Source organism: Spirillospora sp. CA-294931, assembly GCF_050946795.1.
In the GTDB taxonomy this organism is placed as follows: domain Bacteria; phylum Actinomycetota; class Actinomycetes; order Streptosporangiales; family Streptosporangiaceae; genus Spirillospora.
Genome location: NZ_CP192006.1, coordinates 1,532,597 through 1,546,261, shown reverse-complemented (window position 1 = coordinate 1,546,261; position 13,665 = coordinate 1,532,597). Strand labels below are relative to the sequence as shown.

The 13,665-nt window shown below is 71.8% G+C and carries 14 protein-coding genes; 5 read left to right on the top strand and 9 right to left on the bottom strand.

What is annotated here, in order from left to right:
• The first annotated feature begins 39 nt into the window (after positions 1 to 39).
• Entirely contained in the window at positions 40 to 831 is a 792-nt protein-coding gene (locus ACQPY4_RS07280; RefSeq protein ID WP_433333723.1) for a DUF2510 domain-containing protein, read from the top strand.
• Between the two features lie 51 nt (positions 832 to 882).
• Here the strand turns inward: ACQPY4_RS07280 and ACQPY4_RS07275 are convergent, their stop codons facing one another.
• From ACQPY4_RS07275 to eno, 4 genes are read right to left on the bottom strand one after another with little or no spacing between them, the layout of a single operon-like run.
• On the bottom strand, positions 883 to 1,806 hold the full coding sequence (locus ACQPY4_RS07275; protein WP_433333721.1) for an exopolyphosphatase: 924 nt from the start codon (positions 1,804 to 1,806) through the stop codon (positions 883 to 885).
• A complete protein-coding gene (locus ACQPY4_RS07270) occupies positions 1,803 to 2,324 on the bottom strand; it encodes a DUF501 domain-containing protein (RefSeq protein WP_433333719.1) in 522 nt (173 codons plus the stop codon). Before ACQPY4_RS07270 ends, ACQPY4_RS07275 begins: the two co-directional genes overlap by 4 nt.
• Before the next feature lie 48 nt (positions 2,325 to 2,372).
• Positions 2,373 to 2,819 carry an FtsB family cell division protein gene (locus ACQPY4_RS07265; protein ID WP_433333717.1) on the bottom strand — a complete coding sequence of 149 codons (447 nt, stop codon included), beginning with the start codon at positions 2,817 to 2,819 and terminating at the stop codon, positions 2,373 to 2,375.
• Between the two features lie 23 nt (positions 2,820 to 2,842).
• Positions 2,843 to 4,123, bottom strand: a complete 1,281-nt coding sequence (gene eno / locus ACQPY4_RS07260) for a phosphopyruvate hydratase (RefSeq protein ID WP_433333715.1) — start codon at positions 4,121 to 4,123, stop codon at positions 2,843 to 2,845.
• A gap of 206 nt (positions 4,124 to 4,329) precedes the next feature.
• Between eno and ACQPY4_RS07255 the strand changes: the two genes are divergently transcribed.
• The 4 genes from ACQPY4_RS07255 (at position 4,330) to ACQPY4_RS07240 (ending at position 8,558) form a co-directional block, all read left to right on the top strand.
• A complete protein-coding gene (locus tag ACQPY4_RS07255) occupies positions 4,330 to 5,376 on the top strand; it encodes an ABC transporter substrate-binding protein (protein WP_433333713.1) in 1,047 nt (348 codons plus the stop codon).
• Complete coding sequence (locus tag ACQPY4_RS07250) at positions 5,373 to 6,173, top strand: ABC transporter ATP-binding protein (RefSeq protein WP_433333711.1); 801 nt, start codon at positions 5,373 to 5,375, stop codon at positions 6,171 to 6,173. Before ACQPY4_RS07255 ends, ACQPY4_RS07250 begins: the two co-directional genes overlap by 4 nt.
• Positions 6,163 to 7,056: an ABC transporter permease gene (locus tag ACQPY4_RS07245; RefSeq protein ID WP_433333709.1), complete on the top strand. Its 894-nt coding sequence runs from the start codon at positions 6,163 to 6,165 to the stop codon at positions 7,054 to 7,056. The genes ACQPY4_RS07250 and ACQPY4_RS07245 overlap by 11 nt, the downstream gene beginning before the upstream one ends.
• A gap of 110 nt (positions 7,057 to 7,166) precedes the next feature.
• Positions 7,167 to 8,558: a sensor histidine kinase gene (locus tag ACQPY4_RS07240; protein ID WP_433333707.1), complete on the top strand. Its 1,392-nt coding sequence runs from the start codon at positions 7,167 to 7,169 to the stop codon at positions 8,556 to 8,558.
• 5 nt (positions 8,559 to 8,563) lie between these two features.
• On the opposite strand, the gene ACQPY4_RS07235 is transcribed toward ACQPY4_RS07240, so the two are convergent.
• The 5 genes from ACQPY4_RS07235 to ACQPY4_RS07215 form a co-directional block, all read right to left on the bottom strand.
• Positions 8,564 to 8,917 carry a tetratricopeptide repeat protein gene (locus ACQPY4_RS07235; protein ID WP_433333705.1) on the bottom strand — a complete coding sequence of 118 codons (354 nt, stop codon included), beginning with the start codon at positions 8,915 to 8,917 and terminating at the stop codon, positions 8,564 to 8,566.
• Between the two features lie 51 nt (positions 8,918 to 8,968).
• Positions 8,969 to 9,178 carry a hypothetical protein gene (locus ACQPY4_RS07230; RefSeq protein WP_433333703.1) on the bottom strand — a complete coding sequence of 70 codons (210 nt, stop codon included), beginning with the start codon at positions 9,176 to 9,178 and terminating at the stop codon, positions 8,969 to 8,971.
• A gap of 60 nt (positions 9,179 to 9,238) precedes the next feature.
• A complete protein-coding gene (locus tag ACQPY4_RS07225) occupies positions 9,239 to 10,183 on the bottom strand; it encodes an NADP-dependent oxidoreductase (RefSeq protein WP_433333701.1) in 945 nt (314 codons plus the stop codon).
• Between the two features lie 63 nt (positions 10,184 to 10,246).
• Entirely contained in the window at positions 10,247 to 12,634 is a 2,388-nt protein-coding gene (locus ACQPY4_RS07220) for a penicillin-binding protein (protein ID WP_433333699.1), read from the bottom strand.
• A gap of 69 nt (positions 12,635 to 12,703) precedes the next feature.
• Complete coding sequence (locus ACQPY4_RS07215; RefSeq protein ID WP_433333697.1) at positions 12,704 to 13,663, bottom strand: MazG family protein; 960 nt, start codon at positions 13,661 to 13,663, stop codon at positions 12,704 to 12,706.
• Positions 13,664 to 13,665 lie beyond the last annotated feature (2 nt).

The following is a 13,665-nucleotide window of genomic DNA, read 5'->3' as shown; positions in this document are numbered from 1 at the left end:
AGGAGGCGGCTCCGGCGCCGGGTGAAGCGGAGGCGGCCTTTGACCCAACCGGGGTGGTACCCCGATCCCCACGGCAGCGGAAGCCTGCGCTGGTGGGACGGGCATCAGTGGACCGACAACCTCAATCCGGAGCCTCCCGAGCCCGTCCGCCGACGGATGGAGCGCGAACGCGAGCGGCAGACCCCGATTCCGGCACCGGTGTACCAGGAGCAACAGCAGCCGTTCGGCCAGCCCGAGTGGATGCGCGAGCCCGCCGTCCGCCCGCTGGACGCCAGCGTCCGCGGCATGCTGCTGCACGCCGACGAGCAGGTCGTCTCCTACGGGCACTCGTCCCTGGCCTGGACGCACGTCGAGTGGGTGGCCTACTGGACGGCCGGGCTGCCCAGCGGCTACGGCCACGGCCCCGGCCTGCAATGGATCTTCCAGGTGGGCCGCCACCCCTTCCAGGGCGGCCCCCGCGTCGAGATCGTGATCGAGCCCTGGACCGTCGCGGGCCAGAACCTCGACCCCGAACAGCTCTGGCTGGGCCTGGTCGACATGTGCCGCCGCATGGCCGAGCCGCGCATGGTCGCCGAGCTGACCGGACGCGTCCTGGCGGGCGAGTCCGTCGACCTGGCCCAGGGCCTCACCGTGCATCCGGGCGGCGTCCGCGGCAACCGCGTCTCGCTCAGCTGGTCAACGATCTCCGGCGCCGTCATGGAGAGCGGCCGCGTCTGGATCCAGCAGTCCAGCGGCTCGACCCCGGTCCTCTACGTCCCCCAGCAGAACCCCAACGCCGTCCTCATCCCCGCCCTCCTCGAAGCCGTAGGCCACGCCCGCCGCCCCCGCTGACCCCCGCAATACGCGTTTGTGGCGGAACGAAACCGCCCTGCGGGTGGGGGTTTAGGCGAGGGACCAGGCTATGCCGTCGAGGATGTCGTGTTCGCTGACGAGGACGGCGCCGAAGGAGTACTCGCGCATGATGCGGTCGAGGATGAGGGCGCCGGCGCCGATGACGTCGACGCGGCCCGGGTGCATGACGCCGAGGGCGGCGCGTTCGGCGCGGGTGGCGTGCAGCAGGTCGCGGGTGACCTCGTGGACCTGGGCGGCGGTTACGCGGGACAGGTGGATCTTGTCGGGCTCGTAGGTCTCCAGGCCGTGGGCGATGGCGGAGACCGTGGTGACCGAGCCGGCCAGGCCGACCAGGGTGCGCGACTCGTCGACCGGGACGGACTCGCGGACGGTGGCCAGCGCGACGTCGATGTCGGCGACGGCGGCGGTGATCTGCTCGGGTGAGGGCGGGTCGGCGTCGCGCATGTGGCGTTCGGTCATGCGGACGCAGCCGATGTCCATCGAGCGGGCGGCCTCGACGTGGGAGCCGCCGAGGACGAACTCGGTGGAGCCGCCGCCGATGTCGACCACCAGGTAGGGGCCGACCGGGCGCAGCGCCGCCAGCTCGCGGGTGGCGCCGGTGAAGGACAGCTCGGCCTCCTCGTCGCCCGTGATGACCTCGGGGACGACGTCGAAGATCTCCACGACCCCGGCGACGAAGTCGGCCCGGTTCGCGGCGTCGCGGGTGGCGCTGGTGGCCACCACGCGCACCTTCTCGGCGCCGTGCCGGGTGATGAGGGCGGCGTAGCCGCGCATGGCGGCGAAGGTGCGTTCCAGGGCCTCGGGGGTCAGGCGTCCGGTCTGGTCGACGCCCTGGCCGAGCCGGACGATCTCCATCCGGCGCTCGACGTCGGTCAGCGTGCCGTCCGGGGCGAGGTCGGCGATCAGGAGACGGACGGAGTTGGTGCCGCAGTCGACGGCGGCGACGCGGTTCACGTGGCCTCCTCGGGGTCGGGGCTTTCGGCGACGCACGGGCCGGCGCGCCACCATTCGGGGAGGGCGGAAAGGGCCTCGCGGCCGAAGGGGTTGGCGCCGGGGACGGCGAGCTCGTGGCCCACCAGGGCGTGCAGGCACTTGACCCGTTCGGGCATCCCGCCCGCGCTCTGCATGCCGGACGGGAGGGGCTCGATGCCGTCCTCCTTGGTCGCCTGGTCGCGGCGGTTCAGGTAGTCGGCGTGGGCGGCCTCGTAGGCCGCCCTCAGCTCGGGGTCGGCGGCCAGGCGGGCCTGCATGTCGCGCATGATGCCGCTGCCCTCCAGCGACCCGATGGCCGAGGCGGCCTTCGGGCAGGTCAGGTAGAACAGCGTGGGGAACGGCGTCCCGTCGGGGAGCCGGGGGGACGTCTCGATGACGTCGGGCAGCCCGCAGGGGCAGCGGTGGGCCACCCGCCGGATGCCCCGGGGCTCGCGCCCCAGCTGGCCCGCGACGGCGCGTTCGTCCTGTTCGTCGATCATGTCGAGTCCCCACCTCACGGATCGTCCGATCCGCTGACACACCCGCTGCTAGCGCGCCTTGTCGGCGCTCTCCACCGAGCGCCAGAGCGTCTGGTACCACGGCGGCTTGGCCTCGGGGCCGCCCTGCCGGGCCTGGCGGCCGTTTCCTCCCGTGCCGTCGAGCACGATGTAGCACTTCACGCCGGGCTTGCAGTAATGCAGCCGGCGCGTCGCCTCACGCTCAATGTACGACTTATCGCCAAGCCGCTGCTTGCGTTGGGCGAGTTCTTCCACCTGCTTCTGGGCGACGCGCTCCTTGTGCTCCAGCTCGGCGATCTCCTGCCGCTGGGCGATGTACTCCCGGACGGGGTAGGCCAGGCTCAGCGCGATCGCGCAGACCACCACGGCCAGGATCGCGGCGCGGCTGGTCAGCGCCGGGTTTCCGCGACGGGCACCGTCCCCCGGGGGACCGTCGTGGTCGTCCCGGGGGTGCTCGTGGTCGTCGTCCTGCGCCAAGGGAAGCCCCTCTGGTGAGCGGATCAGGCCTGGGTGAACCTCGGGAAGGCGGCGGCGCCGGCGTAGCGGGCCGCGTCGTCCAGCAGCTCCTCGATGCGCAGGAGCTGGTTGTACTTGGCGACCCGGTCGCTGCGGGCGGGGGCGCCGGTCTTGATCTGGCCGCAGTTGGTGGCCACGGCCAGGTCGGCGATCGTGGTGTCCTCGGTCTCGCCGGAGCGGTGGCTCATCACGCAGCGGAAGCCGCTGTTGTGGGCCAGCGCGACGGCGTCGAGGGTCTCGGTGAGCGTGCCGATCTGGTTGACCTTGACCAGCAGGCCGTTGGCGGAGGACTCCTTGACGCCCCGGGCGAGCCGCTCGGGGTTGGTGACGAACAGGTCGTCGCCGACGAGCTGGACCTTGTCGCCGACGGCGGCGGTGAGGGCCTGCCAGCCCGTCCAGTCCTCCTCGTCGAGGGGGTCTTCGATGGAGACCAGCGGGTAGTTGGCCAGCAGCTCGCCGTAGTAGGACGCCATGTCCGCCGAAGACCGCCTGCTGCCCTCGAAGGTGTAGGTGCCGTCGGCGTGGAACTCGCTGGCGGCGACGTCGAGGGAAAGGGCGATGTCGCGTCCGGGGGTGAAGCCGGCCTTGCCGACGGCCTCCAGGATGAGGTCGAGCGCGTCGCGGTTGCTGGGCAGCTCGGGGGCGAAGCCGCCCTCGTCGCCCAGGCCGGTGTTCAGGCCCTTGCTCTTCAGCACGGACTTGAGCGCGTGGTAGACCTCGGCGCCCCAGCGCAGGGCTTCGGAGAAGGTGGGCGCGCCGATCGGCAGGACCATGAACTCCTGGATGTCGACGTTGGTGTCGGCGTGGGCGCCGCCGTTGAGGATGTTCATCATCGGCACCGGCAGCAGGTGCGCGTTGGGGCCGCCCACGTAGCGGAAGAGCGGCAGCCCGGCCGAGTCGGCGGCGGCCTTGGCGACGGCGAGGCTGACACCGAGGACGGCGTTGGCGCCGAGCTTGGACTTGGCGGGGGTCCCGTCGAGGTCGATCAGCAGCTGGTCGATCAGCCGCTGCTCGGACGCGGGGTAGCCGACGAGCTTCTCGTCGATGGTCTCGTTGACGGCCTGGACGGCTTCACGCACGCCCTTGCCGTTGTAGCGGTCGCCGCCGTCGCGGAGCTCGACGGCCTCGAACTGGCCGGTGGAGGCGCCGCTGGGCACGGCGGCGCGGGCCTCGGTGCCGTCGGAGAGCAGCACCTCGACCTCGACGGTCGGGTTGCCACGGGAATCCAGGATCTCCCGGGCGAGTACGGCCTCGATCGACGACACGGGCATCTCCCTGATTGGTGCGGCTGTGTTTCCAGCCTCAGAGCCTATCCGCGCCCGCTCGGCGGCGACCAACCGGCACACCGGGTGCCGATCCGACCGTTATGGGCCAAGTCACCGAACCTTGCGGTCCAGCGACTTGACGAAGTCATTGCCAACCTTATCTACTACTTCCATCAAACACACTTGATAAGTAGGGATTAGTGACAATGCATCGCACACTCCGCCTCCGCGCCGCCACAGCGGCCTTGACCGTCCTGGCCGCCGCGGGGACGCTCACCGCCTGTGGCGACGACGAGGGCGGGAAGTCCGGTGCGTCCGGCCCGCTCCGCCTGGGCTACTTCCCCAACGTCACCCACGCCACCGCGCTGGTCGGCGTGCAGAAGGGCATCTTCGCCAAGCACCTCGGCGCCGCCCCCAGAACCTCCACGTTCAACGCGGGCCCCGCCGCCGTCGAGGCCGTGTTCTCCGGCGCGGTCGACGCCACGTTCGTCGGCCCCAACCCGGCCATCAACGCCTGGGCCAAGTCCCACGGCAAGGCCATCAAGATCATCTCCGGTGCCGCCTCGGGCGGGGTCTCGCTGGTGGTCAAGCCCGGCATCAACGGCGTCCAGGACCTGAGGGGCAAGAAGATCGCCACCCCGCAGCTCGGCAACACCCAGGACGTCGCGGTCCGTCACTGGCTCAAGAAGAACGGCCTGACCGCCAACAAGGACGGCAGCGGCGACGTCAAGGTCGTCCCCCAGGAGAACGCCCAGACGCTCCAGACCTTCGCCCAGGGCAACATCGACGGCGCCTGGGTCCCCGAGCCGTTCGCGTCCCGGCTGATCCTGGAGAGCAAGGGCAAGAAGCTGCTGGACGAGAAGTCGCTGTGGCCCGGCGGCAAGTTCGTCATCACCCACCTGATCGTCCGGCAGGACTTCGCGAAGAAGAACCCCGACCAGGTGAAGAAGCTGCTCCAGGGCGTGGTCGAGAGCACCGAACTGATCAACGGCAAGCCGGACGAGGCCAAGGCCGCGGTCAACGACCAGCTGTCCAAGCTCAGCGGCAAGCCGCTCAAGCCCGAGGTGCTCGACTCCTCCTTCAAGGAGATCACCTTCACCACTGACCCGGTGTCCAGCTCCCTCACCGAAGGCGCCAGGCACGCCGAGGAGATCGGCCTTCTGGAGAAGGTCGACCTGACCGGCATCTACGACCTGGGCCCCCTGAACAGCGTCCTCAAGGCGAGTGGAAAGGCACAGGTCAGCGACAAATGAGCAAGGCCGTCACGGCCGCCCCCAGCCGGACCGCCTCGGCGGTCCGGCTCGCGGGCGTCTCCAAAGCATTCGGGACCAAGGGCAACGCGCTCCTGGCCCTCGATCAGGTCTCCCTCGACGTGTCCCCGGGTGAGTTCGTGTGCTTGCTGGGCGCGTCCGGCTGCGGCAAGAGCACGCTGCTCAACCTCGTCGCCGACCTCGACCGTCCCACCGCCGGGACGATCGACACCGGCGACGCCCGGGTGGCGCTGATGTTCCAGGAGCCCGCGCTGTTCCCGTGGCTGACGGTCACCGGCAACATCGAGCTGGCCCTGAAGATGCGCGGCGTCGCCCGCCAGGAGCGCCGCGACCGCGCGGGCGAGCTGCTCGACTCCGTGCATCTCGGTGGCTTCGCCAGGAAGCGTCCCCACCAGCTCTCGGGCGGAATGCGCCAGCGGGTCGCGCTGGCGCGCGCGCTCGCGCTGACCGACGGCGTCGAGGGCTCCGGCGGAACGGTCCTGCTGATGGACGAGCCGTTCGGCGCGCTGGACGCGATGACCCGCGACCTGCTGCACGACGAGATCGAGCGCATCTGGCGCGAGCGCGGCCTGACCGTGCTGTTCGTGACCCACAACGTGCGCGAGGCGGTCCGGCTCGGCGACCGCGTGGTGCTGCTGTCCAGCCGTCCCGGACGCGTCGTTCAGGAGTTCCCAGTGCCGATGGAACGCCCGCGCCGCATCGATTCGACCGAGGTGGCCAAGCTGGCCGCGTCCATCACCGACCGGCTGCGCGAGGAGGTCGTCCGCCATGGCTCCTGAGACCGGTACCGCGTCGAAGGCCGCGCCCGCCAACCGCGCGACGCTCGACCGCGAGCTGGCGGGCCTGGACGCGCTGGAGCTGGGCGGCGCGACCCGCGTCAGCCCGCTGCTGAAGGTCTGGTCGGCGGTCTGGCCGATGATCACGGCGGTGCTGATCGCGCTGGGCGCCTGGCAGGCCGTGGTGTGGAGCGGCTGGAAGGACCCGTGGGTGCTCCCCGGCCCGGCCGACACGCTGCCGGTCTTCTGGGACCAGGTCACCAGCGGCCGGTTCTGGACCGCCGTCGGGCTCACGATGCAGCGCGCCGTCGTCGGCTTCGCGCTGTCGATCGCGATCGGCGTGCTGGTCGGCGCGCTGGTCTCGCAGTTCCGGGTGCTGCGGCGCGCGTTCGGCTCGCTGATCACCGGGCTGCAGACGATGCCGTCGATCGCGTGGTTCCCGCTGGCGATCCTGCTGTTCCAGCTGAGCGAGAGCGCGATCCTTTTCGTGGTGGTGCTGGGCGCCGCGCCCTCCATCGCCAACGGGCTGATCGCGGGCGTCGACTACACGCCGCCGATCCTGCTGCGCGCGGGCAAGGTGATGGGCCTGCGGGGGCTGAACCACTACCGGCACCTGGTCATGCCGGCCTCGCTGCCGTCGTTCGTGGCGGGCCTGAAGCAGGGCTGGGCGTTCGCCTGGCGGAGCCTGATGGCGGGCGAGCTGCTGGTCATCATCGGCGACACGACCTCGCTGGGCGTCCTGCTCTCGCAGGCGCGCGAGCTCAACAACACCGCCGACATGATCTCCTACATGCTCGTCATCCTGGTCATCGGCATCGTCATCGACCAGCTGTTCGGCGTGGTCGACCGCGCGATCCGCAGCCGCTGGGGGCTGGACGGCGACTGATCCTTTGACCGGGGATCAGACGGCGTTTGCCCTGTTCAGGGAAGGCTTCTGGGGAACCGGCAGCCGACTCTGGAGGTGGTCCCCATACCCGCCACCGCTCCACGGGTCCGATGAGCCGGATGTGGCGGGAGTCGCTGCGGCACCCGCGGATCCGGACGCGGGTCACGATCTCGGCGGTCGTGATCTCCGGTCTGCTGGCCACGGCCCTGTGCGCGCTGATGCTGGTGCAGATCAGGGAGCAGGAGGCCGACGAGCTGAGGCGCGATCTGGGCCGCGAGGGACGCCGCATCGTGGCCCGGATCTTCAGCGGCGACCTGGAGCGCACCCTCTACACCGGCGACCGCGAGCTGATCCAGGTCGTCGACCTCAACGGACGGCTGATGGCCACCAGCCCGGACATGGAGAGCTACCCGCCGATCAGCGCGTCGTCGTCCCCGGACGACGACGAGGGCGACAACCGGCGCGACTTCCGCAGCTGCGAGATCAAAGCCCCGGGCGGCGACTGCTTCCTGGTCGTGGAGTTCATCACGGGGCACGCCCCCGCCCACGAGCGGGTGTACTCGCTGGCCCCCGAGCCGGGGCTGTTCCCGCGTCCGGGGCAGGCGGCGCTGCTGGCCTTGCTCGTCCCGCTGATCGCCGGGTTGATCGGGATCGGCACCTGGCGGTCGGTGGGCCGCTCGCTGCGCCCGGTGGACGACATCCGCCGCGAGCTGGACGAGATCACCGCGACCGATCTGGAGCGCCGGGTGCCGGTGCCTGACCGCATGGACGAGGTGGGGCATCTCGCGCTGAGCGTCAACGCCACCCTCGACCGGCTGGAGGAGGCCGTCGCGCGGCAGCGCGGCTTCGTCTCCGACGTCTCGCACGAGCTGCGCAGCCCCCTGACGGGGCTGCGGACCGAGCTGGAGCTGGCGATGTCGGAGCCGGACTCCTCGGACGTGCGCGAGACGCTGGAGGCCGTGCTGCGCAACGCCGAGCGGCTGCACGCCGTCCTGGACGACCTGCTCGCGATCGCGCAGCTGGACTCGCAGCGCGGCCTGCCCAGCGAGCGGGTCGAGCTGGGCGAGCTGGCCGACCAGGAGGTGCTGCGGCGGCCACGGCGGGCGCGGGTGACCGTCTGGTCGGACGACCCGGTGTTCGTGCGCGGGGGCCGCTCGGAGCTGGGACGGCTGCTGACCAATCTGATCGACAACGCCGACCGGCACGCCGAGTCCGCGGTGACCGTCACCGTCCGCTCGACCGGGCGCGAGAGCGCGGTCGTGGAGGTGGCCGACGACGGCAAGGGCGTGGCGCTGGCGGACCGCGACCGGATCTTCGAGCGCTTCACCCGCCTGGCCGAGAGCCGCCACCGCGACGCCGGCGGCACCGGCCTCGGCCTGGCCATCTCGCGCGACATCGCGATGGCGCACGGCGGCTCGCTCATCATCACCGACCGCCCGGACGGCGAAGCGGGAGCCCGCTTCCTCCTGCGGCTCCCGCTCGACCATCCGGACCCGGGCTGAGGGCCTCAGCCCACCAGGTCGCCCGCCGTCACCGACATCTCGGTGCCGTCGGCGGGGTCGACGCCCATGGCGCGGGCCAGGGCGCGGAAGGGGGCGGCCTCGGCGCCGCGGTTCTGGCGCTCCAGCGTCCGGGCGAGGGCCTCGTGCGCCCACGCGTTACCGGGGTCGAGCTCGACCAGGGCGCGGAAGGTCTCCTCCGCGCGCCGGAGCTGGGCGCTGTGGAAGTAGGCGCGGCCGAGCAGCTCGACCGACGCGCGGTTGCCGGGCTCCTGCTCCACGACCGGCGCCAGGACACGGGCCGCGCCCGCGTAGTCCTTCGCCTCGAAGAACATCTGACCCCGCTGGAACTCCTGGTACATGACGCCTCCTCGGCGGGTTCAACCACCGAACCACCCGCCCTGTTCCCGGGGTCAGCCCGGCTCGGACGTCAGGCGGCGCCGCTCGTTCTCCAAAGCCTCGATCTGGGCGCCCTGCTCGGCCCTGGCGTTGAGGTCCTGCCCGGCCTCGCCGTAGTCGCGCGGCTCGTCGCCGGGTTCGCCCAGCTCGGCGCGCAGCCTGGCCAGGTCCTCGTCGATCTCGCGCAGCCGCGCCTCGCGGTCCCCGGCTCCCTGTTCGGTCATCTCGCGTTCCTCCTCACGTAACGGGCCCCCCGCCTATGCCCGCCGAGACCCCGGCCATGCTCAGACGCGGACGACGGTCTTGCCCCGGGCGCCGCCCTCGCGGTTGGCCTCCAGGGCGGCGGGGGCGTCCTCCAGCGCGACCTCGCGGTGGACGCGGACGGTCAGGCCGTCGGCGTCGATCAGGTCGGCGATCTCGCCGAGAAGGCCCGGGGTGGCCTCGTTGTCCAGGTTGACGCCGCGGATCTCCTTGGCGGCCATCGCGTCGACGTTCACCGACCAGATGGAGCTCAGATAGGTGCCGCCGGGCCGCAGCAGGCCCGCGACGTGCTCGACGGCCGCGCGGTCGCCCGCGAAGTCCAGGACGGCGTCGATCCCGTCGCCGTGCACGGCCAGGACCCGCTCGTTGAGGTCGCCCGCGGTGTGGTCGACGGTCTCGCCGGCGCCGAGGCGGCGCATCTCGGCGTCCATGTCCGCGCGGGCGGTCGCGATCACCTTGGCGCCGCGTCCGGCCGCGAACTGGACGGCGGCCTGCCCGACGCCGCCGGTCGCCCCGATGACCAGCACGGTCTGGCCGGAGTCGACGCGGGCGGCGTCGACGGCGTTGAAGCCGGTCATCGACGCGGTCGGCACGGCGGCGGCCTGGGTGTAGATCATTCCCCGGGGCATCCGGGCGACGGCGGCGCCCTCGGTGGCGATCGCGTAGTCGGCGTAGCTGCCCAGGCCGCGCGGGATCGCGGCGAACTGGCCGAAGACCTGCTCCCCCACCCCGAACTCGGTGACGCCCTCGCCGACCTCCTCGACCACCCCGGCGGCGTCGGTGCCCAGGATCAGGGGGAACGAGTGCGGGACGGAGTCCTTGAGCATCCCGTCGACGATCTTCCAGTCGAGCGGGTTGAGTCCGGCCGCGATCACCTTGACCAGCAGCTCGCCCGGACCCGGCAGCGGTCTGGGCAGGTCCATGAGCGCGGGCACGGCGCCGAACTCCGAGACGGCGATGGCACGCATGGTGATCCCCCGATTCACGTGCGATGGCGATTCGGGGTGTGATCTACCCGGAAAAGCGGCAGGTCACGCGTGTCGGCCCGGCACCCGGGGCTTCTCCCTGCGCTTGTCGTCGCGCTTGTCGTCGCGCTTGTCGTCCCGCCGGTGGTCCGGTTTGTCGTCGTCGCCCTTCTTGCCCTTGCTCGGACGCAGGGTGACGGACGAGCCGGGCTCGACCTGGCCGGGGCCGGGCGACATCTCGGCGACGGTGCCCTTGGGGAACTTGCCGGACTCGACCGGCGAGCCGACCCGGACTTTGAACCCGGCCGCGCGGAGCCTGGCGACCGCGGCGGCGACCTTGAGGCCGCGGACGTCCGGCAGGCCCGCCCGGTCTTCGCCCGAGCCCTTGCTGAAGTAGTGCGAGGGCGGGCGGTGGAAGGACGAGGCGTCGCGTCCCGACAGCGCCCCCATCATGCTGTCCTGCCAGATCGGGGCCGGGATCGTCGCGCCGAACACCGAGCCGTAGCAGGTGCCGTCCATGCACAGGCTGGTCATGGGGTAGCGGTAGCCGCCGCGCGGGTCGCCGACCCAGACGGCGGCGGACAGGTCGGGCGTGTACCCGGCGAACCAGGCGGCGGAGAAGTTGTCGACGGTGCCGGTCTTGCCCGCGGCGGGACGTCCCAGGCCCATGCCCCGCGCGGTGCCCTTGGTCAGGACGCCGCGCAGCACGTGGTTGACGGCGTCGGCGACGCCCTTGCGGATCGCCTGCTTGCAGTCGGCGGACGGCACGCGCAGCGCCTTGCCGTTCGCGTCGGTGATCCGGTCGATCGCGATCGGGGAGCAGTACTTGCCCCGCGCGCCGAAGGTGGCGTAGGCGGCGGCCAGGCGCAGCGGCGAGACGGGGTTGAACCCGAGCGTGAAGGAGGGGTACTGCTCCATGGCCTGGCCGTTGGCCTGCTTCATGCCGAGCCGCTCGGCCATCTTGACCGTCTGGCACAGGCCGACCTCGCGCTGGAGTGCCAGGAAGTAGGTGTTGACCGAGTGGTGGGTGCCCGTCAGCAGGCTGAAGCTGCGGCCGCCCTCGCCGTCGGCGGAGTTGCGCAGCTGCTTGGTGTCGCCGACGCTCTGGCCCTTGCAGTTGCGAAAGCCCGTCGGGGTGAAGCGGCGCGGCGCCATCATCCGCTGGCCGAACGGCATCCCGTCCTCCAGCGCGGCGGCGAGCGTGAACGCCTTGAACGTCGATCCGGCCTGCATGCCGATGCTGGAGCCGTGGCTGGCGTCGGCGGCGAAGTTGATCCAGGTCTTGCCGCGCAGCTTGTCGGAGCCGAGCTTGCGGTCGACGACCAGGCCCTTGATCTTGCCGGTGCCGGGTTCGACCAGGGCCTCGGCGGCGGCCTTGCGCGCGGAGTTCTTGTGCGGGACGTGCCGGTCGACGGCGCGCTGCGCGGCGCGCTGGGTCTTCCAGTCCAGCGTGGTGTGGATGGTCAGCCCGCCGCGCTTGAGCAGCCGTTCGCGCTCGACGGGCGTCCGGCCGAAGACGGGGTTGGTGAGGATCTCGCGCTGGACGTAGTCGCAGAAGAACGGGGCCTTGCTGGTGACGCAGCCGCTCGGTGTCTCCTGGATGCGCAGGCCCAGGGGCTTGCGCACGGTGGTCTCGGCCTGGGCGCGGCTGATCCAGCCGAGCTCGGCCATCCGCCGCAGGACGGTGTCGCGCCGCTCGCGGGCGGCCTCGGGGTGCCGGGTGGGGTCGTAGGCGTAGGGGTAGCGGATGACCCCGGCCAGCACCGCCGCCTCGTTCAGGTCGAGGCGGGCGGCGGGCTTGGAGAAGAAGTGCCGGGCCGCGGACTCGATGCCGTAGGCGCCGTCGCCGTAGTAGGCGATGTTGAGGTAGCGGCGCAGGATCTCGTCCTTGGAGTACCGGCGTTCCAGCGCGACGGCGAAGCGCAGCTCGCGGACCTTGCGGGCGGCGGTGATCTCCTTGGCGGCGCGCTTGCCCGCCGCCGACTCGGCCTGGGTGAGCAGCAGGTTCTTCACGTACTGCTGGGTGATGCCCGAGCCGCCCTGGTTGACCTCGCCGGAGGACAGGTTGGTGGCCAGGGCGCGCATGGTGCCCTTGGAGTCGAGCGCGCCGTGCTGGTAGAAGCGGCTGTCCTCGATGGCCAGCACGGCGCGGCGCGCGATCGGCGCGATCTGGTCGAGCTTGACGTCCACGCGGTTCTCGTAGAAGAAGGTCGCGATCGCGGAGCCGTCGGCGGCCAGGATGCGCGAGCGCAGCGGCACGCCGGTGGTGTGCAGGTCTTCGGGTTCGCTCTGGAACCAGTCGGCGGCGTCGCGGGCGCCGACCCCAGCGGTGCAGGCGGTGGGGAGGGCCATGAGGGCGACGAGCAGCCCGGCCAGGACGCCGAACCCGCCGAGGCGGCGGATCGCGCGCGCCTTCTCGCCGGTCTCGCCGGAGTCCTTCAAGGCCAAGGGCACGGGCTCAGCGTAAACGGGCGTAACCCGTCCGACCACCCCAATACCGATCTTGCGGGCGATATGCCCGGTTTACGTGCGCTCCTCGTTCTCCCAGCTCCGGACCCGGTCGCGGTAGGAGCGCGCCACGGCCCGCAGTTCGGCCTCCGGATCGAGGCCGCGCTCGCGCGCCTCGCGGACCAGCGCGAACAGCCGCTCGCCGATGCCGTCGCCGTCCGGGCGCAGCGCCGCGGGCGCGTCGGCGCGCGCGGCGCGGCGCTGGAGCTGCGCCGCCAGCGACAGCGCGGGCTGCGCCATCGGGACGCCGTCGAGCACCGAGGCGTCCGCGCCGTTCTTGCCCGCTCGCTCGGCGGCCTTGATCTGCTCCCAGTTGGCGTTGACCTCGTCGGAGCCCGAGACGGTCACGTCGCCGAACACGTGCGGGTGGCGGCGCACCAGCTTGTCGACGATCCCGGCGGCCACGTCGTCGATGGTGAACGCGGTCTCGTCGTCGCGCTCGGAAGCCACCACCGAGTGGAAGGCCACCTGCATCAACACGTCGCCGAGCTCCTCGCGCAGGGCGCCGAGGTCACCGTCCTCGACGGTCTCGACGACCTCGTACGCCTCCTCCAGCAGGTACGGGACGAGCGTCGCGTGCGTCTGCTCGCGGTCCCACGGGCACTCGCGGCGCAGCGTGTCCATCACCGTGACCAGGTCGAGCAGGCGGGCGCCCGGCAGGTCGTAGGAGCCGTGCAGCACCTCGATGTCGAGCGGGTCGGCGACCGCGAGCCGGCCGAGCTCGCGCATGAGGTCCTCGTCGCCGTCCGGCGCGGCGATCCAGAGCACCGAGGCCGAGCGCGCTGCGGTGGCCAGGTCGGCGGCGACCGGCTCGGCGACCTCGGCGGTCACGCCCGCGTCGGCCAGGTAGGGCAGCAGCGGATGCTCGGCGGAACCGGCCAGCACGCGGTCGGCGGAGCGCAGCGCGTCCCACGCCTTCCAGCCGAGCAGGCCGGGCGCGACCCGGTGCGTGGTCGCCAGCAGGGTCAGGGCCATGG

Excerpts from the sequence above, each read along its gene's own strand:
- ACQPY4_RS07270 (WP_433333719.1), bottom strand. The coding sequence starts at position 2,324 with ATGATCGACGAACAGGACGAACGCGCCGTCGCGGGCCAGCTGGGGCGC.
- ACQPY4_RS07255 (WP_433333713.1), top strand. The coding sequence starts at position 4,330 with ATGCATCGCACACTCCGCCTCCGCGCCGCCACAGCGGCCTTGACCGTC.
- ACQPY4_RS07250 (WP_433333711.1), top strand. The coding sequence starts at position 5,373 with ATGAGCAAGGCCGTCACGGCCGCCCCCAGCCGGACCGCCTCGGCGGTC.
- ACQPY4_RS07245 (WP_433333709.1), top strand. The coding sequence starts at position 6,163 with ATGGCTCCTGAGACCGGTACCGCGTCGAAGGCCGCGCCCGCCAACCGC.
- ACQPY4_RS07240 (WP_433333707.1), top strand. The coding sequence starts at position 7,167 with ATGAGCCGGATGTGGCGGGAGTCGCTGCGGCACCCGCGGATCCGGACG.
- ACQPY4_RS07235 (WP_433333705.1), bottom strand. The coding sequence starts at position 8,917 with ATGTACCAGGAGTTCCAGCGGGGTCAGATGTTCTTCGAGGCGAAGGAC.
- ACQPY4_RS07230 (WP_433333703.1), bottom strand. The coding sequence starts at position 9,178 with ATGACCGAACAGGGAGCCGGGGACCGCGAGGCGCGGCTGCGCGAGATC.
- ACQPY4_RS07225 (WP_433333701.1), bottom strand. The coding sequence starts at position 10,183 with ATGCGTGCCATCGCCGTCTCGGAGTTCGGCGCCGTGCCCGCGCTCATG.
- ACQPY4_RS07215 (WP_433333697.1), bottom strand. The coding sequence starts at position 13,663 with ATGGCCCTGACCCTGCTGGCGACCACGCACCGGGTCGCGCCCGGCCTG.